This window comes from Flagellimonas olearia (assembly GCF_009184425.1).
Taxonomy (GTDB): Bacteria; Bacteroidota; Bacteroidia; order Flavobacteriales; family Flavobacteriaceae; genus Flagellimonas; species Flagellimonas olearia.
In genome coordinates, this window is sequence record NZ_WELG01000002.1 from 1171899 (window position 1) to 1191309 (window position 19411).

The window sequence follows — 19411 nt, forward strand, 5'->3', positions numbered from 1 at the left end:
GTTGGGGGCCTTTTGATTTTTGCCATTTCAGCTTTAGATGCTTTCAAACAAAAGTTCCAAAGGCTTTCTGACTTTCGGTTGGTTTTGGGTTTTGTCATCGGGACTTCTATAACCAATAGGGGCCACTAGGGATGCATTCAGGCCTTTTTCGGTCAACCCTAATATCTCATTGTATTTTTTGGCTTCAAAGCCTTCCATGGGGCAGGCGTCAATTTGTAGGTCGGCACAAACGGCCAACAAATTGCCCAAGGCCAAGTAGGTTTGATGTTTGGTCCAAGAAGCTTGGGTTTCTTTGGATTGTGCCCCAATTTTCAACTTCATGAAATCCCCATAGCCTTTCAGGTCTTCCACGTTGAGTTGTCTTGCTTTCGCCGTAAGATCAATATATTGATCAATATGATGTGGTTTCACTTCAGCATAATTACAGAAAACAAATAGGTGTGAGGCGTCCACGATCTGACTTTGGTTCCATGATGCGGGCAATAATTTTTCGCGGGTCTCCCGATCTTCTATGATCAATACTTTGTACAGTTGCAGTCCATATGAAGATGTGGATAGCTGCACGGCACGTTTTATGATTTCAAGGTTTTCATCGGACACTTTTTGATCAGAGTCGAACTTTTTGGTGGCATACCGCCATTCCTGTTTTTGGATGAATTCCATTCCTGTGGTTTTAGGTATTGTACTAGATTGCATATCAGATGTTTTGTGTTTTCAATTGGTAGTTTTCCATTAAAAAATCATGGGTGAACCCCATTTTTAGATACATATTCTTGGCCATTTCCGAGGCCTGTAAAGTTGCCATTGATGCTCCTTGGTCTATGCCCTTATTTAAAACATGATGCATGATTTCGGTAGCATAGCCTTGCTTGCGTTGTTCAGGGTCAATGCCCAGGGCATGTACACCCAAGGTTTTTCCGGTAGTGTACATAATCACGGTGCCAACCAGTTGTTTTTTGTAATACACCAAGAAATAGGGAATCTTGCTTGCGGTTTTTAAGGGGGTTTCCGGACTTATCCTATAATGGAAGGCCCGATAAAATGTGCTGCTCCATGTTTCTGCCTCCAAATCTTGGGTTACACGGACAAATTCAATGCTTTTCTGGGTTTCAAACTTGCCTTCGAGAGAAAGACTCATTCCATACTGTAAGGATTTAAGGGAAAAGCCCGCTTCAGCTATTGATGAATTCTTTGTTGAATTCAAATTGAAGTGTGAAAAGGTCATGCCTTTGTTGCGCTCCATTTGAGCCTTGATTTTTTGCAGCGATTTTTCGGAAAGGACAGCATCGGTCCAAATCCGATTGGGCCACTGTGAATTTTCTATGGTTGAGGTATGAATACCCTCATGATTTTTATGACCATGAAACGTTTCCCCTGCGATGCTCCACAATTGGGTCAAGTTTTCAATATTTAATACTGTGGTGTTCATTTTGAATTGATTAAAAATATTCCAGTGATTAGGGCGCCAACGCCGATTAATTTTCTAGGGGTAAGAGGTTCAATGGGGAGATTCAACCAGCCAAATTTACCTGCCAAGAGGGAAAAGAGCAGTTGTCCGCATAGTCCCAAGGCAATCATTTTTGAAATTCCCAATTTGGGAATGGTATAGAAATAAAGTGAAATGCCTATCATACTGAACAATCCGCCTACAAACCATAAATACCAGGGTACTTCATATACTATTTGGGCCGATACTTCCCCTTTGTTTGTAAAAAATATAAAACAGCTCCCAAAAATGGCACTCGCAATGGAGGTAGATACCACTGCCACCACGGGATGTTTGGTCAAAGCACCCAATTGGGTGTTGAAACCGGCCTGAACGGCAAGGAAAACACCTCCTGTGAAAGCTAAAATATAAAGTACAACTAATTTCATGGGACAAAGGTCCGTAGGGTAATCGACTTTTGTCTTTACATATGTTGATTGGGGCTTTTTTCTTTGATTTTTTTTCGGATACGGCTCAATTGGGTAGGGGTAATGCCCAAATGGGAAGCAATGAATTGTAGCGGAATCCGAGCTTCAATATTGGGATGAAGGCTGATGAAATCAAGATAACGCTCCTTGGCCTCCCGTAGCACAATTTCAACCTCCCTTTTTTCCTTATCAATGACCCAATTCTTTTCAAGGTAGGAAATGTAAAAATTCTTGAGGTCCTGTTGGGAATCGATCAGCGCTCTATATTTATTGTAATCAAAACTGATAAGGACTGCTTTTTCAACTACTTTAAGTGCGAAGTGGGACGGCTCGTTTTTTAGGGCAGAGACCATGGAGCCCACTACATGGCCCTCCAAGAAAATATTCTTGTGGTATATGTCGCCATCCTTGCTCAGGTAATAGGAAACAATGGCTCCTTGCTGCAGAATATGGATATGTCTTGACGTTTCCCCAATGGAAAGCAATGTGGAGCCTTTGTCCAAATGCTGGATTCTGCCCATTGAAATCAACAAGGAAATGGATGTATCACTGACGGAGCTGTATCGATTGAACACGTCTGTGATAAATTCCCTATACGTTTCTATTGGATTATTCTCCATTTGGGCCTTAATAGGGAATCAAGGTACAGTTTTCTTCCAGAAAAAGGAAAGGAAGGGATTTACAGGATGTTAAAAACCAAAAAAGCCCCGAAAAATCGGAGCTTTTTGCGGTCTGGACGGGACTCGAACCCGCGACCCCCTGCGTGACAGGCAGGTATTCTAACCAACTGAACTACCAGACCAATGATTTTATCTTATTAGACTCTGACAACAGTCAGATTCAAATCTTGTTCATTTGCTTTTTTAAAGCGAGTGCAAATATACATTCTCATTTCGTATTCAACAAAACATTTTTTAAAAATAATGGCTAAACAAATTTTTGTCGTTCCACCATGAAGGTGTTCAGTACTTGGGATACATTGGAACGGACATCCACGCCCACATACTTAATCTTGTATTGGGCGCACTTCAACCGTAGGGCATTGGTGTAATTTTCTACTTCCTGGGTATATCTTTTTTTGATGTTCTCCGCATAGAGGTCTATATGGGTTCCGGTTTCCACATCCACAAAGCGTTTGGGGGTATTCTCAAAATTAAAGTTCATTTCATGTTCCTGATCCAAAAGGTGAAAAAGGACCACGGCGTGTTTGTTGTATTTTATATGGCGGAGTGCTTCAAACAGCTTCTCTTCCTCGATCTCGGTCTGGAACATATCCGAAAACAGAAAAATAAGACTGCGACGATGCATTTTTTCAGCAATTTGATGCAGAAAGGTATAGGTCTTGGTTATCTCGGATTTCTCCTTGGTTACGGAAACCTCGTTTAATTTGGAGTACAGCATCTGAAAATGACGTTCACTGCTTTTCTCGTTCGCGTAAAAATTATAGGTGTCCGAGTAGATACTCAGCCCTACGGCATCACGCTGTTTTTTTAAGATTTGCATTAAAGCGGCGATGGACAGAACACCAAAACCTATTTTATTGAGATTGTCAATGGATGGGTTTTTTACCTCTGGATAGTACATGGAGGCCGAGTTGTCCAAGATCATGTGGCACCGGAGATTGGTCTCGTCCTCATATCGCTTGGTGTAAAGGCGGTCCGTCCGGGCAAAAAGCTTCCAGTCCAAATGTTTGGTACTCTCCCCAGGGTTATAGATTTTGTGCTCGGCAAATTCAGCGGAAAACCCATGGAAAGGACTTTTGTGAATACCACTGATAAAACCCTCAACAATTTGATTGGCCAAAAGCTCAAGGTTTTTAAAAAGGGGTGCCTTATGAAGTTCTGATCGGATGTTCATAAACAGATTCTGATCTCAATATAAAACAAAAAAGGCTTGGCATTTGCCAAACCTTTTCTAAAATCCAAATAGGAATATTGTTTTACAGTGCCGCATCAATGGCGTCTGTGTATACTTTTTTGGGAGATACACCTACCTGACGGTTCACGATTTCACCATTTTTAAATACCAAAACGGTAGGAATGTTACGTACACCGTATTTGGCGGCAAATTGCTGGTTGGCATCAACGTCAACCTTTCCTACTACAGCCTTTCCTTCATATTCTTGACTTACCTCCTCGATGATCGGTCCGACCATTCTACAAGGGCCGCACCAAGCTGCCCAAAAATCCACTACGACAGGTTTGTCGCTTTTCAAAACTACTTCGTCAAAAGTTGCATCTGTTATTTCTAGTGCCATCTCATTTGTTTTATTGTTTCGCAAAGTTAGTCAAATATTGTGCATCATCCTTACCGTCAAAGTATTCGTTTTAATTATTGTGCCATCAGCATAAGCTATGGCGTTAATTTAACTTGTAATGGATGTCATTTTCCTCTAGGGCGGCCAAAAGCTCACTGTTGATCTTTACCTTCTGTTTTCTGCTGGATAGGTTCAACTTTATCTCATCCTGCATCTCGTAGACCACAAAATTCAGGGGGTGGTCACCCTGATGGGAACGAAGGGTGTCTTTCAGGGCCTGGATCCTGTTTTCCTGCAAACGGGCTATGTCCAGTTTTATGGTGAGTTTTCTGGCATAGGCATCCATGACATCCTGCAATTGTTTAAAGTCATTGAACTGCAAACGGGGTTCCCCTTTTTTTCCGGTTTCCCGGTTTACCCATCCTTCACGGACAAACGCTTTGATGTAGACAAAGGAGTTGATCATTAAAAAATGGCGGAATTTGAGATATTCTTCCCCAAAAATCCGGAACTCATGGGAATCGGTATAGTCTTCAAGGGTAAAGAGGCCCCAACCTTTTCCGTTTTTGGATACACGGTGCTGCACATCCGTAATGACTCCCGCCACCGAGAGTTCTCGGTTTACGTAGTCCTCCAAGTTGGTGAATGCGGATACGCTGCTATTGCAAAAAGCTGTGATCTCTTTTTTGAAATCATCCAAAGGATGACCAGAAATGTAGATGCCCACCACTTCTTTTTCCCTACGCAGTTTTTCCATGGTGCCCCAGTCCTCGCAGGGAGGTACCACGGGTTCTGGAATCTGCACCTCACTGGCATCTCCAAAAAGGCTCACTTGGGAAGAGTTTTCATTCTCTTGGAATTTTGCCCCATACTTGACGGCTTTTTCCAAAAAGGTGACCTCGTCCCCTTCATGATGGAAATATTGTGCCCGGTGAGTATCCCCGAACGAATCAAACCCACCGGCCAAAGCCAAGTTTTCGAAAGCCTTTTTGTTGGCGGCTCTCAAATCGACCCGCTTGGCCAAATCAAATACAGATTTATAGGCCCCACCTTCCTTTCTCTGCTCGACAATGGTTTCCACTGCGGAACGCCCCACGCCTTTAATGGCACCCATGCCAAAGCGAACGGCATTGTCCTTGTTTACGGCGAATTTGTAGTAGGATTCGTTGACATCCGGCCCTAAAACCTCCAAGCCCATACGCTTACATTCTTCCATAAAGAAGGTGACCTGCTTAATGTCGTTCATGTTGTTGGACAGCACGGCGGCCATGTATTCGGCAGGGTAGTGGGCCTTTAAATAGGCCGTTTGATATGCGATGTAGGCATAACAGGTGGAGTGGCTCTTGTTGAACGCGTAGGAGGCAAATGCTTCCCAATCCTTCCAAATTTTTTCCAGAACATCACGGGGGTGCCCATTTTTCTCACCACCATCCAAGAATTGGGGTTTCAATTTTTGTAGTAGGGCAAAAATCTTTTTACCCATTGCTTTACGCAGTACATCCGCATCACCCTTGGAGAAACCGGCCAGCTTTTGGGAAAGTAGCATCACCTGCTCTTGGTATACTGTAATACCGTAGGTTTCCTGTAAGTATTCCTCCATTTCGGGAAGATCATAGGTGATTTCTTCGTCCCCATGCTTACGTGCAATAAAGCTGGGGATATATTCCATGGGTCCCGGACGATACAGGGCATTCATGGCGATAAGGTCATCAAAAACCGTGGGTTTCAGGTTTTTCATGTGTTTTTGCATCCCGGGCGATTCGTATTGAAATATCCCTACCGTATCGCCACGTTGGAAAAGCTCATACGTTTTCTCATCGTCCAACGGAAAATCATCGGGAATCAAATCCACTCCGGTCCGTGCCTTTACGATTTTTACCGTATCCTTGATGAGTGTCAGTGTCTTCAATCCCAAGAAGTCCATCTTTAGGAGTCCGGCACTTTCTACAACGGAGTTGTCAAATTGGGTTACATACAGGTCAGAATCTTTAGCGACGGATACGGGAACGAAGTTGGTAATGTCGTCCGGAGTGATAATGACACCGCAAGCGTGGATTCCGGTGTTTCGCAAGGATCCTTCGAGAACCCGGGCCATGTTCACAGTTTGTCCTTCCAAATCATCCCCTTCAGAGATGTTCAGTAATTCATGGACCTTTTCCAATTCATCCGATCGGAACTTTTTACGTAAATCGGCCTCATCAACCCCAAATATTTTACCCAATTTGGACATGTTGGGGATAAGCTTGGCAATACGGTCGGCATCATTCAAGGGTAAATCCAGTACTCGTGCCGTATCCCGAATGGAAGATTTGGCCGCCATGGTACCATAGGTGATGATCTGTGCTACCTGATTGGAGCCATATTTGTTGATCACATAATCCATGACCCTTCCCCGGCCCTCGTCATCAAAGTCGATATCAATATCGGGCATGGATACCCTGTCCGGATTCAGGAAACGCTCAAAAAGGAGGTCGTACTTAATGGGGTCAATATTGGTGATGGTCAAGCAATAGGCCACCACCGAACCTGCTGCCGAACCCCTTCCGGGTCCAACGGAAACCCCCATGTTCCGAGCTTCACGGATAAAGTCTTCCACAATAAGGAAATATCCCGGATATCCTGAATTTTCAATGGTGGCCAGCTCAAAATCGATACGTTCCGAGATTTCAGGGGTGACTTCCCCATATCGTTTCTTGGCCCCTTCATAAGTAATGTGCCTCAAATAGGCATTTTCACCCCGTTTTCCTCCGTCTGCCTCATCTTCCTTGACCTTGAATTCCTCTGGAATCTCAAACTTGGGAAGAAGGATGTCACTGGCGAGGTCATAGGGAGTTATTTTGTCCACAATCTCTTTGATGTTGAGGATAGCTTCAGGAATATCCTTGAAGAGTTCCTTCATCTCATCTGAAGATTTGAAGTAATACTCTTGATTGGGCAGTCCATAGCGATATCCTCGACCTCGACCAATGGGCGTGGCCTGTTTTTCACCGTCTTTTACACAGAGCAGGATATCGTGTGCCTCGGCATCTTTTTTATCACAATAGTAGGTGTTGTTGGTGGCCACTAACTTTATGTCATGGTCTTTGGCCATCTGCACCAAAACCTGGTTCACCCGGTCTTCATCTTCCTGGCCGTGGCGCATCATTTCTATGTAGAGGTCATCGTCAAATTGTTCTTTCCACCACAATAGGGCTTCTTCGGCCTGCTTTTCACCAACGTTCAAGATTTTATTGGGCACTTCGCCATAAAGGTTTCCTGTCAGGGCAATCACATTTTCCTTGTACTGCTCCACAATCTTTTTATCGATACGGGGCACATAATAGAAGCCATTGGTGTAGGCAATAGAGGACATTTTGGCCAGATTTTGGTAACCTGCCTTGTTTTTGGCCATCAAAACAATTTGATAGCCGTAGTCTTTTACATTTTTATTGGTGTGGTCTTCGCAAACGTAAAATTCGCATCCCACAATGGGAGTGATTTCCTTTTCGGTGACAGGTTCTCCTTTTTCCTCCAGTTCGGCATTTCGCTCCTTGACACCTTTATTATGGGCCATGATTTCTTTCACAAAATGAAATGCCCCCATCATATTGGCATGGTCCGTTAGGGCAACGGCTGGCATACCATTGTTGGCGGTGGCCTTCACCAAATCTTTTATGTTGATGGTGGATTGGAGGACCGAAAATTGGGAGTGGTTGTGAAGATGCACAAAAGGGGCATCTTCCAAGGTTTCTATGTTCTCTTGGATTTCCGCTTCGGAAATGTCCCCGGTATCTTGTGCCCAAAGGGCATCTGTAATTTTTTTGGATGCCGCTTTTAGGTTGATGTGCTTTAATCCAATGAGTTGGATTTCCTGTGGATTGGCCTCGGAAAAACGCTCGAAATAGTCGGGTTGAACATCCAGTTCCTGGGCAGTGAACTGCTTTTTTCGAACCAATTCCAAGAAGCATCGCGTAGTGGCTTCAACGTCGGCGGTGGCATTGTGGGCCTCGGCAAAGGGCTCCCCGAATAGGAACTCATGAAGCTCGGTAAGCGTGGGCAGCTTAAATTTACCGCCACGTCCCCCGGGTATTTTACAGAGTTCCGCGGTATGTTCCGTACAGGTGTCCAGAACGGGGAGTTCGGTCAAGAGGCTGTCCATCCCTTTTCGATGGAATTCACACCCCATAATATTGACATCGAAACCTACGTTTTGTCCCACAACAAACTTGGTGCGTTCCAAAGCTTTTTTGAAAGCATCCAACACATGGTCCAATGATTCTCCTTCTTGCTCCGCCAAAGCCGTGGAGATACCATGGATTTGCTCAGATTCATAGGGGATGTTGAACCCGTCGGGTTGCACCAAAAAATCTTGATGCTCTACCACATTGCCCATTTCATCGTGTAGCTGCCACGCAATCTGCACACACCTTGGCCAATTGTCCGTATCGGTTATGGGGGCGTCCCAGCGCTTGGGTAATCCTGTGGTTTCGGTATCAAATATTAGGTACATGTGCTCGCCGTTTTCGGAGTGGAAAAATCAATGTCTAAAAATATACAAACATGAAGGTTTTATAAAATGTAGTTTTTAGGATTTATCAACTGATTTATGGAGTCGCGTTTTATACTGGCATTCCCTATATTTAAGGAATAAAGTCATTTTAAATGGGAATAGGTATCAAGTTATCGCGATTAATCGTACTTGCTTTTCACTGTATTTTTTGGGGAAGCTTTTTTAATGGGAATGCCCAAGAAGATTTAAAACGTCCTCCAAATTTCATTATCATTTTTGCCGATGACCTTGGCTATGGGGATTTAAGCGTATATGGAAACCCCACCATCCATACGCCCCATTTGGACCAAATGGCCTTTGAGGGACAGAAATGGACCAATTTTTATGTGGGTGCCAGTGTCTGTACCCCCAGCAGGGCAGCACTATTAACGGGAAGGCTACCTGTTAGAAGCGGGATGGCCAGCAACAAGTACCGGGTGCTCTTCCCGGATTCGAAAAATGGGTTGCCCGGCAGCGAGATCACCTTGGCTGAGCAATTAAAGAAGGCGGGGTATGCCACTGCCTGTATCGGAAAATGGCATCTGGGGCATAAAGAACGGTATTTGCCCACCAACAATGGGTTCGATTATTATTTTGGAATTCCCTATTCCAATGACATGGACCGGGTCGTGGACTATCCCCAAGGAGGCTATTGGAATCAGCAGAATAAGGATATCAAAACCGAACACTTCAATGTGCCCTTGATGTGTGGAACAGAAATCATAGAAAGGCCTGCCAATCAGAATACCATTACCAAACGATACACCGAAGAGACCATTTCTTATATCAAGGAGAATAAAGACAAGCCATTTTTTGTGTATTTGGCCCATAATTTACCCCATATTCCCTTGTTCGCTTCCCAAGAAGCGATGGGCAAGAGCAAACGTGGATTGTATGGTGATGTGGTCGAAGAGATTGATGACGGTGTCGGAAAAATTTTGAAGACCCTTGAATTGGAAGGGTTGGCTGAAAATACCATCGTGGTCTTCACTTCTGATAACGGTCCTTGGTTGCCTTTTAAAACGAATGGAGGTAGTGCCGGCTTGTTAAAAGCTGGGAAAGGAACCACATGGGAAGGCGGAATGAGGGAACCCACCATTTTTTGGGGACCAGGTAACATTAAGCCGGGATTGGTCACGGATTTAGGTTCTACGATGGACCTCTTCACCACGTTTAGCAAGATGGCCGGAGTGGAAATTCCGAAAGACCGAATCATGGATGGCGTGGATTTGAGTGCGACCTTGTTGTATAAGAACCCAAGCCCCAGGAACAGCATTTTGTATTACCGGGGCACTGATCTCTATGCAGCCCGATGGGGGGATTACAAAGCGCATTTTATTACGCAGGGGGCTTATGGGCAATTCGGTGAGCGAAAAGAACATGAAATACCTTTGCTCTTTAATCTGAACCATGATGCGGCTGAACAATTCAATATTGCAGAGGGAAATGATACCATCATCCAGCAAATCAAGGAGGTGGTCCGTGAACATCAAACAAAATTGGTAAGGGGCAAGGACCAACTGGCTGAAAGGGAATAGAAAGTTCATAGAAACATTGTGCATTAAAAGAAATCAAGTATATTTGCACCCGCTTAAGAGACAAGCGATTAAAAAGAATTAATAACAAGGGTCGGGCACCCTACAAATTAATGTGATATGCCAGTTAAAATTAGACTTCAGAGACACGGTAAAAAAGGTAAACCATTTTATTGGGTGGTTGCCGCAGATTCCAGAGCAAAAAGAGACGGTAAATTCTTGGAAAAATTGGGTACTTATAACCCAAACACCAATCCTGCCAGCATCGATTTGGATATTGATGGTTCTGTAAAATGGTTGCAAAATGGTGCGCAGCCTACCGATACTGCCAGAGCCATTCTTTCTTACAAAGGAGTTTTGTTGAAGCACCACTTGTTGGGTGGTGTTCGCAAAGGCGCTTTGACTGAAGAGCAAGTTGAGGAAAAGTTCAAAGCTTGGTTGGAAGAGAAAGAAGCTGCCGTTCAAGCCAAAAAAGATGGATTGAGCAAGGTTGAGGCTGAAGCCAGGGCAAAAGCTTTGGAAGCAGAGAAGGAAGTCAACGAGAAAAGAGCCGCTGCCGCTTTGCCAGAAGAGGAAGTAGCTGAAGAAGCTGCCGAGGAAACTACTGAGGCCGCTACAGAAGAAGTTGCTGCTGAAGCTCCTGCTGAGGAGGCTCCTGCCGCTGAGGAAGCTGCCAAAGAAGAAGAATAGAAAGAAGACGATGCGCAAGGAAGATTGCTTCTACCTGGGCAAAGTCGTCTCAAAATATAGTTTTAAGGGCGAGGTGTTGGTCAAATTGGACACCGATGAACCCGAAATCTACGAAAACATGGAATCAGTTTTTGTTTCATTGGGAAACAATCTGATTCCATTTTTTATTGACCGTTGCCGGTTGCACAAATCAAACTTGCTCCGTATCGATTTTGAGGAGGTAAAGGATGAGGCCACCGCGGATAAGATCATAGGCTCGGAACTGTACCTTCCCTTGGAAATGCTCCCACCACTTACCGGGAACAAATTTTATTTCCACGAAGTCATTGGGTTTGCATTGATGGATGAGGTCCATGGAAATATCGGGACCATAGTCTCCATAAATGACAGTGCTTCACAGGAACTGTTTGAAGCTGAAAAGGATGGGAAGGAACTCCTGATTCCCATCACCGATGATATCATAAAGAAAGTAGATCGCGAAAAGAAGGAAATCCATGTGAGAACACCGGAAGGTCTCGTGGAATTGTACTTGGATTCGTAAGATTTGCGGTTTTCACCTATATTTAGGGAAACCTTTTATTTTACGATATGTTTCGATATTTCTTTGTATTTCTTGTTTTAGGACTGATTTCTTGTGGAGAAAAGAAGGCTCCAGTCAAGGAGGAAGAGCGTTCGCCCAATATAGTATTGATTTTTACCGATGATCAGGGCTACCAAGATGTTGGGGTCTTTGGTTCGCCTAATATCAAAACTCCCAATCTGGACCAAATGGCTGCAGATGGGGTAAGAATGACCAACTACTATGCGGCCCAAGCCGTATGTTCCGCTTCCAGGGCTGGAATTTTAACGGGTTGCTATCCCAATCGAATCGGTATCCATAATGCATTGGGGCCTGGAAACACACATGGTATCAATGATACGGAGACCACCTTGGCCGAAATGTTGAAGGAAAAGGGTTATGCAACGGCCATTTATGGGAAATGGCATTTAGGGCATCACAAAAAGTTTTTACCCACACGCCATGGGTTCGATGAGTGGTTTGGAATTCCATATTCCAATGATATGTGGCCCTATCACCCACAGCAGGGAACCATTTTTAATTTTCCAGATTTGCCACTTTACGAAAACGAAACCGTAATCGATACGTTGGTGGAGCAATCCCAATTGACCACCCGGATTACAGAGCGTAGTGTGGATTTCATCAAAAGGAATAAGGACAATCCTTTCTTTTTGTACGTTCCGCATCCACAACCCCACGTACCCTTGTTCGTTTCGGAAAAATTTAAGGGCAAGTCGGAAAGAGGTTTGTATGGTGATGTGATTATGGAGATAGACTGGTCTGTGGGCCAGATCATGCAAGCACTCAAAGACAATGGACTTGAAGAGAATACCCTGGTCATCTTTACCTCGGACAACGGACCTTGGCTTTCCTATGGAAACCATGCCGGAAGTGCCCTCCCCCTCCGGGAAGGAAAGGGTACCGCTTGGGAAGGAGGACAACGTGAGCCATTTATTATGAAATACCCGAAAAAACTTAAGCCGGGTAGAACAGTAGATGTGCCCATGATGGCCATAGATATACTACCCACCATTGCCCATGTCACCGAATCCAAATTGCCAGAACAAGTAATCGATGGTAAAAATGCATGGTCCATTTTAACGGGTGAGCGTACAGAGCCCGTGCAAGATGCCTACTTTTTCTACTATCGGGTCAACGAAATGTTTGGGGTGCGGTATGGTAAATGGAAAATGTATTTCCCGCATCGCTACCGGACCATGGATGGTCAGGAACCAGGAAAAGATGGGCAACCAGGAAACTACAGATATGTTGATATGGAGGAAATTGAACTCTACGACGTAGTCAACGATGTTAGTGAGACCAACAATGTGGCCGAAGCACATCCCGAGGTTGTGGCTGAGATAAAGGTTTTGGCAGATAATATGAGACAACGATTGGGAGACTCACTTATGGAACAGGAGGGTTCTGAAACCCGAGAGCCGGGTAGGGTGAATGAGTAAGCCTTTTCAATTCAAACAATTCACGGTACACCAAGACTGCTGTGCCATGAAAGTGGGTACGGATGGTGTCTTGCTTGGGGCATGGACCTCTTTGGAGCACCAACCCGATTCCATCTTGGATATTGGCGCAGGGACTGGATTGATTGCCTTGCAAATGGCACAACGCTCTCCTGCCGAACTTATTGATGCCATTGAGTTGGATGAGGCCGCTTACGAACAATGTGTTGCCAATTTTGAAGCCTCAGCGTGGTCAGACCGGCTGTTCTGTTATCATGCGGGATTGGATGAATTTGTGGATGAGATTGATGACCAATACGATCTGATTGTTTCTAATCCGCCGTTCTATTCGGAGAATGTTTCCAGCGGGGATGCTTCACGGGATCAAGCCCGACAGAACAATTCATTACCCTTTGATGAGCTTATTGAGGGAGTGGCAAAACTTCTTTCAGATACTGGTGTTTTTTCGGTGATTGTTCCTTTTAAGGAAGAGAAAGGGTTTATTGCCATGGCCAAGGAATCTGGATTGTTCCCAAATAGGATTACTAGGGTGAAGGGAAATCCAAAGACTGACTTCAAAAGGAGTTTGATGGAATTTGGACGCTCCGAAACCAACACATTAGTGGATGAGCTCATCATAGAGGTCGAACGACACCAATACACAAAGCAGTATACAGATTTGACGAAATCATTTTATTTGAAAATGCAACAGTGATAGATTAAATTGTTAAATTTCAGCATAACTTTTAGATAAATTTTTTCCGAATGAAGCCTGATCTATTTGAAGCACCGGATTATTATAATCTTGACGACCTTCTATCTGAAGAGCATAAGTTGGTAAGGGATGCTGCCCGCCAGTGGGTGAAACGGGATATTTCCCCCATCATAGAAGAATACGCCCAAAAGGCGGAGTTTCCCAAACAGATTATCAAAGGTCTGGCCGAGATAGGTGCTTTTGGACCGTACATTCCAGAGGAATACGGTGGAGCGGGACTAGATCAGATCAGTTATGGCTTGATCATGCAGGAGATTGAAAGAGGTGACAGTGGGGTGCGTTCCACAGCTTCGGTACAGTCTTCCTTGGTCATGTATCCCATTTTTGCCTACGGATCTGAGGAACAGCGTAAAAAATACTTGCCTAAACTGGCCACGGGCGAATGGATGGGCTGTTTTGGTTTAACGGAACCCAACCATGGTTCCAATCCGGGGGGCATGGAAACCAAATTCAAGGATGCAGGTGATCATTATTTGCTTAACGGAGCCAAATTGTGGATTTCCAATTCCCCTTTTGCCGATATTGCCGTAGTTTGGGCCAAGAATGAAGAAGGCCGTATTCATGGTTTGATAGTGGAAAGGGGCATGGAAGGTTTTTCCACCCCGGAAACCCATAACAAGTGGTCACTTCGGGCCTCGGCCACGGGGGAACTTATCTTTGACAATGTAAAGGTGCCCAAGGAAAACCTGTTGCCCGGTAAAAGTGGGTTGGGTGCCCCGTTGGGTTGTTTGGATTCCGCCCGATACGGTATTGCTTGGGGCGCCATTGGAGCTGCCATGGATTGCTATGATACCGCTTTGCGGTATGCCAAGGAGCGCATCCAATTTGGAAAGCCCATTGCGGCCTATCAGTTACAGCAAAAGAAATTGGCCGAAATGATTACCGAAATAACCAAGGCCCAGCTGTTGGCATTTCGTTTGGGGCAATTAAAAAATGAAGGACGCGCCACCACGGCCCAAATCTCCATGGCCAAACGCAATAATGTGGACATGGCCTTAAAGATTGCCCGGGAAGCCAGACAGGTTCTGGGCGGAATGGGAATCACCGGGGAATATAGCATCATGCGCCACATGATGAATCTGGAAAGCGTGATTACCTACGAAGGTACCCATGACATCCATTTGTTGATCACTGGGGCTGATATTACCGGAATTCCAGCGTTTAAATAATTGACACTATATTTTTTCAACCGTTACCCTGATGGATTTGCTGATGGGAGTTTGGCTTTTATCTGCAAAATGATTGTGGGGGACCAACAAATTGGTTTCGGGGAAATAGGCGGCCATGTTCCCTTTGGGAATTTCATAAGGGATGACCAAAAATTGTTCCGCGGTCCGTTGGATACCATCATATTCACTATGTAGATTTACAACATCCAGTTTTTTCAGTTGATGCTGCTCCATGTCATCTTGGTTCATGAACACCACGCGACGCTCATTGTGAACACCTCTATAACGATCGTTCAATCCATAGATGGTGGTGTTGAACTGGTCATGTGACCGAATGGTCATCAGCAAGAATTCATCCATCTTTAGTCCATGGTCCGGCAATGTATTGATGGTAAGCTGTGCCATGCCGTTGGGCAACATTCTAAAGTCCCGTTCCCGAACATTGTTGGGTAGGTAATACCCAAAGCCTTTGGATTGTTCACTGGTGTTCTTGAATCCTTTTACGGTTTTATCGATCAAACTCCGGATAAGATCGTAATCCGCTCCCAAAGCTTCCCAGTCCATGGCATGTTTTCCTTTAAAATAGGTGTTTGCCATCAATGAGATGATTTCCGGTTCACTTTTGATATGCTCGGAAGCGGGTTTCAGCAAACCTTTGCTTTGACGTACTTTTCCTGTGCTGCTCTCCATGGTCAGAAATTGAACGGAGCCTTTCTTCTCATCTTTCTCCGAGCGACCAAAAGTGGGAAGCAAAAGAGCCGTTTTACCGGTAATCAAATGACTGCGGTTGAGCTTGGTGCTGATCTGTACCGTTAAGCTGCAATTTTGAAGGGCTTTGGCCGTGTATGCTGTATCTGAGGCGGCCATGGCAAAATTCCCACCCAAACAGACAAAGACCTTGGCCTTGTTTTCATGCATGGCATGGATGGCCTCTACAACATCGTATCCTCGTTGGGCAGGAGGCTCAAAACCAAGATGTTCACGAATCCGTTGGTTCAATCCTTTATTGACAAAGTGATGGATGCCCACCGAGCGGTCCCCTTGCACATTGCTATGTCCCCGAACGGGACACGTACCCGCAAATGGTTTTCCTATGGCTCCTTTCAACAGTAAGATGTTCACATACTCCTGAATGCACTCCACGGCATTCTTGTGTTGGGTGATGCCCATGGCCCAACAGACCACTATTTTGGAATTTTCGGCCAATAACCGGACGGTCTTATCAATTTTTCGCATGGAAACCCCAGTTCTCCGCTGAAGTGTTTCGTAATCGTAGCGTTTTAAATCTTTCAGTAATTCATCATAGCCGTCAACATATTCCACAATGAACTCATGGTCCAGAACATTGCTGTTTTTGGCATCGAGGGCCACCAATTTCTTTAAGATCAGTTTGGCGAGTGCAATGTCCTCGTTGATACGAACAGGAAGGTGCAGGTCCGCAATGGGCTGCCCCCCGCCCAACATGTCCGATACGTTTTGCGGGTTTTTAAAGTTTACCAGTCCTGTTTCCGCCAGAGGGTTGATGCTGATGACCTTTCCCCCGTTCTTTTTGCATTTTTCAAGGGCAGAGAGCATTCTAGGATGGTTGGTGCCCGGGTTTTGGCCCACAACCAAAATAACTTCGGCGCCATAGAGATCGTCCAAGGTTACCGAACCTTTTCCAATGCCTAAGGTCTCGGATAGTGCCACTCCGGATGATTCATGGCACATATTGGAACAATCGGGCATGTTATTGGTGCCCAAGGCACGGGCAAACATACCATACAAATAAGCGGCTTCGTTGCTGGATCGCCCCGAAGTATAAAAAATAGCCTCGTTGGGGTCGTTTAACTGATGGAGTTCATCAGATAGTAAATCATAAGCCTCCTGCCATGCAATGGGTTCGTAATGTAACTTTCTTGGCCTGAGCACCATGGGCTCTATGATTCGCCCCAACTTGTTGAGTTCATAATCGCTGAGTTGGGACAGTTCTTCCACGGAATGCTTACTGAAAAATTCGGCACCTATATGTTCATGGGTGGCTTCGTCGGCCAGCGCCTTGGCCCCGTTCTCACAATATTCCGCAACCTTGGAGGGGTGTTCGGGAACGGGCCACGCACAGCTGGGGCAACGAAAACCGTCTTCTTGGTTCATCTCTAGCAATGCCTTCATGGAGCGTACAATGCCCATTTCCTTGAAGCCGTGCCTTAGGGCTTCTTTTACCCCCAAGAAGCCGGCAGCGGTATGCATGGGTTCCTTAAGGCGCAATCCGGTAAATTGGATATCGCCCGTAAGGGAAATATTTCGTTTAAATTCTTTTTCCATGAGGGTTCAATGTTGCAGTTTGGGGTTGGGGTAATTGTCCGATTGGTCTTCCATGGTATTGTCCAAACAGGTAAAATCCTTCTCGAGGAGGAGGTGGAGTTCCGTTCCGTTCTTGGTAATGAAGGTGTGTTCAAATCCAATACGTTCATCCAAATCCCAGTTTTTTGCCAGCTGTTCGGAAACACTTAGGGTAATCCGGTTGTTTTCATACGAAGACGAGAGGGTCTCTTCAGTTTTACTGAGTTGTACCGCATAGCGGAACAGATTTTCCCCGAAAGAGGTGGTCTCCATAAAAAAACCTTCTTCACAAAGCTGTTTTACTTCGCTCTGAGTCAGTCTAAAACGTACCGAATTGCCCCGTATTCTAATTTTCATCACAACAGATTTGCTAGGTAATTTAGCAAAAATCGAGTACTTTGAGGCATGTTTGCGTTGGTGGATTGCAATAACTTCTATGCGTCATGTGAGCGGGCCTTTCAGCCTCAGTTCAACAGTACTCCTGTGGCCATTCTTTCCAATAATGACGGTTGTTTTATCTCGCGTAGCGATGAGGCCAAGAAATTGGGCCTCCCCATGGCGGCCCCAGCATTCAAGTACAGGAAGTTCTGTGAAGAAAATGGGATAAAGGTGTTTTCGTCAAACTATCCTTTGTATGGTGACATGAGTACCCGGGTGATGAATATTCTGGGAACGTTTACCCCGGACATGGAAGTGTACAGTATTGATGAGGCCTTTTTAAAGTTTGATGGATTCAAGGACTACGATTTTGAAACGTATGGAAGGGAGATACAATACAAAGTGCAGAAATGTACGGGAATCCCCATCAGTATAGGGATTGCTCCAACCAAGGCGCTGGCCAAGGTGGCCAATAAGATTGCCAAAAAATTAAAATCCAGGACTGGAGGGGTTTTTGTGATCAAATCCGAAGAAGGTCGGATAAAAGCACTCAAATGGTCAAAAATAGAGACGGTTTGGGGTATAGGCCATGGAAACTTAAAACGACTTCAAACCAGAAATGTTGAAAACGCCTTTGATTTCACCCAGTTGCCCGATGAATGGGTAAGAAAACAAATGGCCATTGTTGGGCTGCGGTTGAAAAAAGACTTGGAGGGCATACCTACCTTGGATTTGGAAGATGATGCCCGGGATAAAAAAGCGATTGCCACCACACGAAGTTTTGAAAGTACATACTCCAATATCGAGGATATCCGGGAGCGGATTTCGACCTTTGCGAGCAGTTGTGCCGAAAAACTTAGAACCCAAAAGAGCAGTTGTAACCATATTGTGGTCATTTTAAGAAGTGACCGGCACAAAAAGAACGAACCCCAGGACAGGGGCACTGCCATTATAACCTTGCCCTATGCCACGGATTCCAGCCTTACCATTGGCAATTATGCAGTCAGGGCGGTAGATACCATTTTCAAAACTGGGGTCAAGTACAAAAGGGCAGGAGTGATCGTATCTGGTCTGATTCCCACCAACGAGCGGCAGTTAGACCTGTTTTCATCAGAAAACCCAAAACATCATAAAATCATGCAGGTGATGGACAGCATGAATGATAGGTATGGGGATTACAAGATGAAAATAGCCAATCAAGATTTACAGCGAACCTGGAAAATGCGTCAAGAGCATCTTTCCCCAAGATATACAACGGACATCAATGACATCATTGTAGTAAAATGACCTCAAAAAAACCTCAAGAAACCAATTCGCTCACGTTTTTTACCCCAGATGATGAGCAAAGCTTGGACATCCCCATTTCCAGAAATACCGTCTCCGCTGGGTTTCCATCCCCGGCCGAGGATTTCAAGCAAAAACGGATCAGTCTGGACAAAACTTTGGTCAAGAACAAGGAAGCTACGTTTTATGCAAGGGTCAGTGGCCAATCCATGGTAGGTGCTGGGCTCGATGATGGGGATTTATTGGTCATTGACAGAAGTTTGGAGGGGGAAAACGGAAAAATAGCGGTTTGTTTTTTGGAAGGGGAATTTACCGTGAAACGATTGCTGATGGAAAAGGATTCCATAACACTAATGCCGGAAAACAAAGCGTATAAACCTATCAGGGTATCCAAGGATAGTAACTTATTGATATGGGGAATAGTGACTTACGTTATAAAGGCGGTTTGATGAAAAAAATCGCCTTCGACCCCATTAATCGAAAACCTTTGCTATCTTTGTCTTGTTGTGTTGGATTCCAGTCGCGATGATTGGAATCAGGTTG

17 protein-coding genes and 1 tRNA gene are annotated in these 19411 nt (G+C 44.9%); 8 read left to right on the top strand and 10 right to left on the bottom strand.

Translation table 11 applies throughout. The features are described from left to right. Positions 1 to 33: 33 nt before the first annotated feature. The 8 genes from F8C76_RS14650 to dnaE form a co-directional block, all read right to left on the bottom strand. Complete coding sequence (locus tag F8C76_RS14650) at positions 34 to 696, bottom strand: NAD(P)H-dependent oxidoreductase (protein WP_249042429.1); 663 nt, start codon at positions 694 to 696, stop codon at positions 34 to 36. Position 697: 1 nt separating this feature from the next. Continuing rightward, positions 698 to 1429 (bottom strand): GNAT family N-acetyltransferase, encoded by a 732-nt coding sequence (locus tag F8C76_RS14655; RefSeq protein WP_152132423.1) that lies wholly within the window; start codon positions 1427 to 1429, stop codon positions 698 to 700. Next, positions 1426 to 1875 carry a DMT family transporter gene (locus tag F8C76_RS14660; RefSeq protein ID WP_152132424.1) on the bottom strand — a complete coding sequence of 150 codons (450 nt, stop codon included), beginning with the start codon at positions 1873 to 1875 and terminating at the stop codon, positions 1426 to 1428. Before F8C76_RS14660 ends, F8C76_RS14655 begins: the two co-directional genes overlap by 4 nt. Before the next feature lie 35 nt (positions 1876 to 1910). Further along, positions 1911 to 2534 carry a Crp/Fnr family transcriptional regulator gene (locus F8C76_RS14665; protein WP_152132425.1) on the bottom strand — a complete coding sequence of 208 codons (624 nt, stop codon included), beginning with the start codon at positions 2532 to 2534 and terminating at the stop codon, positions 1911 to 1913. A 108-nt stretch (positions 2535 to 2642) separates the two neighbouring features. Beyond that, a tRNA-Asp gene (locus F8C76_RS14670) sits at positions 2643 to 2716 on the bottom strand. Between the two features lie 125 nt (positions 2717 to 2841). Continuing rightward, positions 2842 to 3771 carry a DUF58 domain-containing protein gene (locus tag F8C76_RS14675; RefSeq protein WP_152132426.1) on the bottom strand — a complete coding sequence of 310 codons (930 nt, stop codon included), beginning with the start codon at positions 3769 to 3771 and terminating at the stop codon, positions 2842 to 2844. Positions 3772 to 3853: 82 nt separating this feature from the next. Then, the gene (gene trxA / locus F8C76_RS14680; protein WP_067037576.1) at positions 3854 to 4171 is read right to left on the bottom strand and encodes a thioredoxin; all 318 of its coding nucleotides are present in this window, start codon (positions 4169 to 4171) and stop codon (positions 3854 to 3856) included. A gap of 103 nt (positions 4172 to 4274) precedes the next feature. Then, positions 4275 to 8660, bottom strand: coding sequence for a DNA polymerase III subunit alpha (gene dnaE, locus F8C76_RS14685; protein ID WP_152132427.1), 4386 nt, complete (start codon positions 8658 to 8660; stop codon positions 4275 to 4277). A gap of 152 nt (positions 8661 to 8812) precedes the next feature. Between dnaE and F8C76_RS14690 the strand changes: the two genes are divergently transcribed. The 6 genes from F8C76_RS14690 to F8C76_RS14715 all read left to right on the top strand — a co-directional run bounded on the left by F8C76_RS14690 (position 8813) and on the right by F8C76_RS14715 (position 14884). After that, a complete protein-coding gene (locus F8C76_RS14690) occupies positions 8813 to 10237 on the top strand; it encodes a sulfatase family protein (protein WP_152132428.1) in 1425 nt (474 codons plus the stop codon). Positions 10238 to 10354: 117 nt separating this feature from the next. Further along, positions 10355 to 10924, top strand: coding sequence for a 30S ribosomal protein S16 (locus F8C76_RS14695; RefSeq protein WP_152132429.1), 570 nt, complete (start codon positions 10355 to 10357; stop codon positions 10922 to 10924). Positions 10925 to 10934: 10 nt separating this feature from the next. Further along, positions 10935 to 11465, top strand: coding sequence for a ribosome maturation factor RimM (gene rimM, locus F8C76_RS14700; protein ID WP_152132430.1), 531 nt, complete (start codon positions 10935 to 10937; stop codon positions 11463 to 11465). 47 nt (positions 11466 to 11512) lie between these two features. After that, entirely contained in the window at positions 11513 to 12943 is a 1431-nt protein-coding gene (locus tag F8C76_RS14705; protein ID WP_152132431.1) for a sulfatase family protein, read from the top strand. Beyond that, positions 12936 to 13655, top strand: coding sequence for a tRNA1(Val) (adenine(37)-N6)-methyltransferase (locus F8C76_RS14710; protein WP_152132432.1), 720 nt, complete (start codon positions 12936 to 12938; stop codon positions 13653 to 13655). The genes F8C76_RS14705 and F8C76_RS14710 overlap by 8 nt, the downstream gene beginning before the upstream one ends. Positions 13656 to 13705: 50 nt before the next feature. Then, positions 13706 to 14884, top strand: coding sequence for an acyl-CoA dehydrogenase family protein (locus tag F8C76_RS14715; RefSeq protein ID WP_152132433.1), 1179 nt, complete (start codon positions 13706 to 13708; stop codon positions 14882 to 14884). Positions 14885 to 14890: 6 nt separating this feature from the next. On the opposite strand, the gene F8C76_RS14720 is transcribed toward F8C76_RS14715, so the two are convergent. Both F8C76_RS14720 and F8C76_RS14725 read right to left on the bottom strand, forming a co-directional pair. After that, entirely contained in the window at positions 14891 to 17188 is a 2298-nt protein-coding gene (locus tag F8C76_RS14720; protein WP_152132434.1) for an FdhF/YdeP family oxidoreductase, read from the bottom strand. Positions 17189 to 17194: 6 nt separating this feature from the next. After that, a complete protein-coding gene (locus F8C76_RS14725) occupies positions 17195 to 17563 on the bottom strand; it encodes a DUF7009 family protein (protein ID WP_129655714.1) in 369 nt (122 codons plus the stop codon). Between the two features lie 48 nt (positions 17564 to 17611). Between F8C76_RS14725 and F8C76_RS14730 the strand changes: the two genes are divergently transcribed. Continuing rightward, the gene (locus F8C76_RS14730) at positions 17612 to 18871 is read left to right on the top strand and encodes a Y-family DNA polymerase (protein ID WP_152132435.1); all 1260 of its coding nucleotides are present in this window, start codon (positions 17612 to 17614) and stop codon (positions 18869 to 18871) included. After that, positions 18868 to 19317, top strand: coding sequence for a LexA family protein (locus F8C76_RS14735; RefSeq protein WP_129655710.1), 450 nt, complete (start codon positions 18868 to 18870; stop codon positions 19315 to 19317). The genes F8C76_RS14730 and F8C76_RS14735 overlap by 4 nt, the downstream gene beginning before the upstream one ends. Positions 19318 to 19411: the final 94 nt, after the last annotated feature.

What these genes read in the sequence shown, in the direction of transcription:
- F8C76_RS14675 (WP_152132426.1), bottom strand. Translation starts at nt 3,771, where the DNA reads ATGAACATCCGATCAGAACTTCATAAGGCACCCCTTTTTAAAAACCTT.
- F8C76_RS14660 (WP_152132424.1), bottom strand. Translation starts at nt 1,875, where the DNA reads ATGAAATTAGTTGTACTTTATATTTTAGCTTTCACAGGAGGTGTTTTC.
- trxA (WP_067037576.1), bottom strand. Translation starts at nt 4,171, where the DNA reads ATGGCACTAGAAATAACAGATGCAACTTTTGACGAAGTAGTTTTGAAA.
- F8C76_RS14655 (WP_152132423.1), bottom strand. Translation starts at nt 1,429, where the DNA reads ATGAACACCACAGTATTAAATATTGAAAACTTGACCCAATTGTGGAGC.
- dnaE (WP_152132427.1), bottom strand. Translation starts at nt 8,660, where the DNA reads ATGTACCTAATATTTGATACCGAAACCACAGGATTACCCAAGCGCTGG.
- F8C76_RS14665 (WP_152132425.1), bottom strand. Translation starts at nt 2,534, where the DNA reads ATGGAGAATAATCCAATAGAAACGTATAGGGAATTTATCACAGACGTG.
- F8C76_RS14690 (WP_152132428.1), top strand. Translation starts at nt 8,813, where the DNA reads ATGGGAATAGGTATCAAGTTATCGCGATTAATCGTACTTGCTTTTCAC.
- F8C76_RS14705 (WP_152132431.1), top strand. Translation starts at nt 11,513, where the DNA reads ATGTTTCGATATTTCTTTGTATTTCTTGTTTTAGGACTGATTTCTTGT.
- F8C76_RS14725 (WP_129655714.1), bottom strand. Translation starts at nt 17,563, where the DNA reads ATGAAAATTAGAATACGGGGCAATTCGGTACGTTTTAGACTGACTCAG.
- F8C76_RS14730 (WP_152132435.1), top strand. Translation starts at nt 17,612, where the DNA reads ATGTTTGCGTTGGTGGATTGCAATAACTTCTATGCGTCATGTGAGCGG.
- F8C76_RS14715 (WP_152132433.1), top strand. Translation starts at nt 13,706, where the DNA reads ATGAAGCCTGATCTATTTGAAGCACCGGATTATTATAATCTTGACGAC.
- F8C76_RS14710 (WP_152132432.1), top strand. Translation starts at nt 12,936, where the DNA reads ATGAGTAAGCCTTTTCAATTCAAACAATTCACGGTACACCAAGACTGC.
- F8C76_RS14695 (WP_152132429.1), top strand. Translation starts at nt 10,355, where the DNA reads ATGCCAGTTAAAATTAGACTTCAGAGACACGGTAAAAAAGGTAAACCA.
- F8C76_RS14720 (WP_152132434.1), bottom strand. Translation starts at nt 17,188, where the DNA reads ATGGAAAAAGAATTTAAACGAAATATTTCCCTTACGGGCGATATCCAA.
- F8C76_RS14735 (WP_129655710.1), top strand. Translation starts at nt 18,868, where the DNA reads ATGACCTCAAAAAAACCTCAAGAAACCAATTCGCTCACGTTTTTTACC.
- rimM (WP_152132430.1), top strand. Translation starts at nt 10,935, where the DNA reads ATGCGCAAGGAAGATTGCTTCTACCTGGGCAAAGTCGTCTCAAAATAT.
- F8C76_RS14650 (WP_249042429.1), bottom strand. Translation starts at nt 696, where the DNA reads ATGCAATCTAGTACAATACCTAAAACCACAGGAATGGAATTCATCCAA.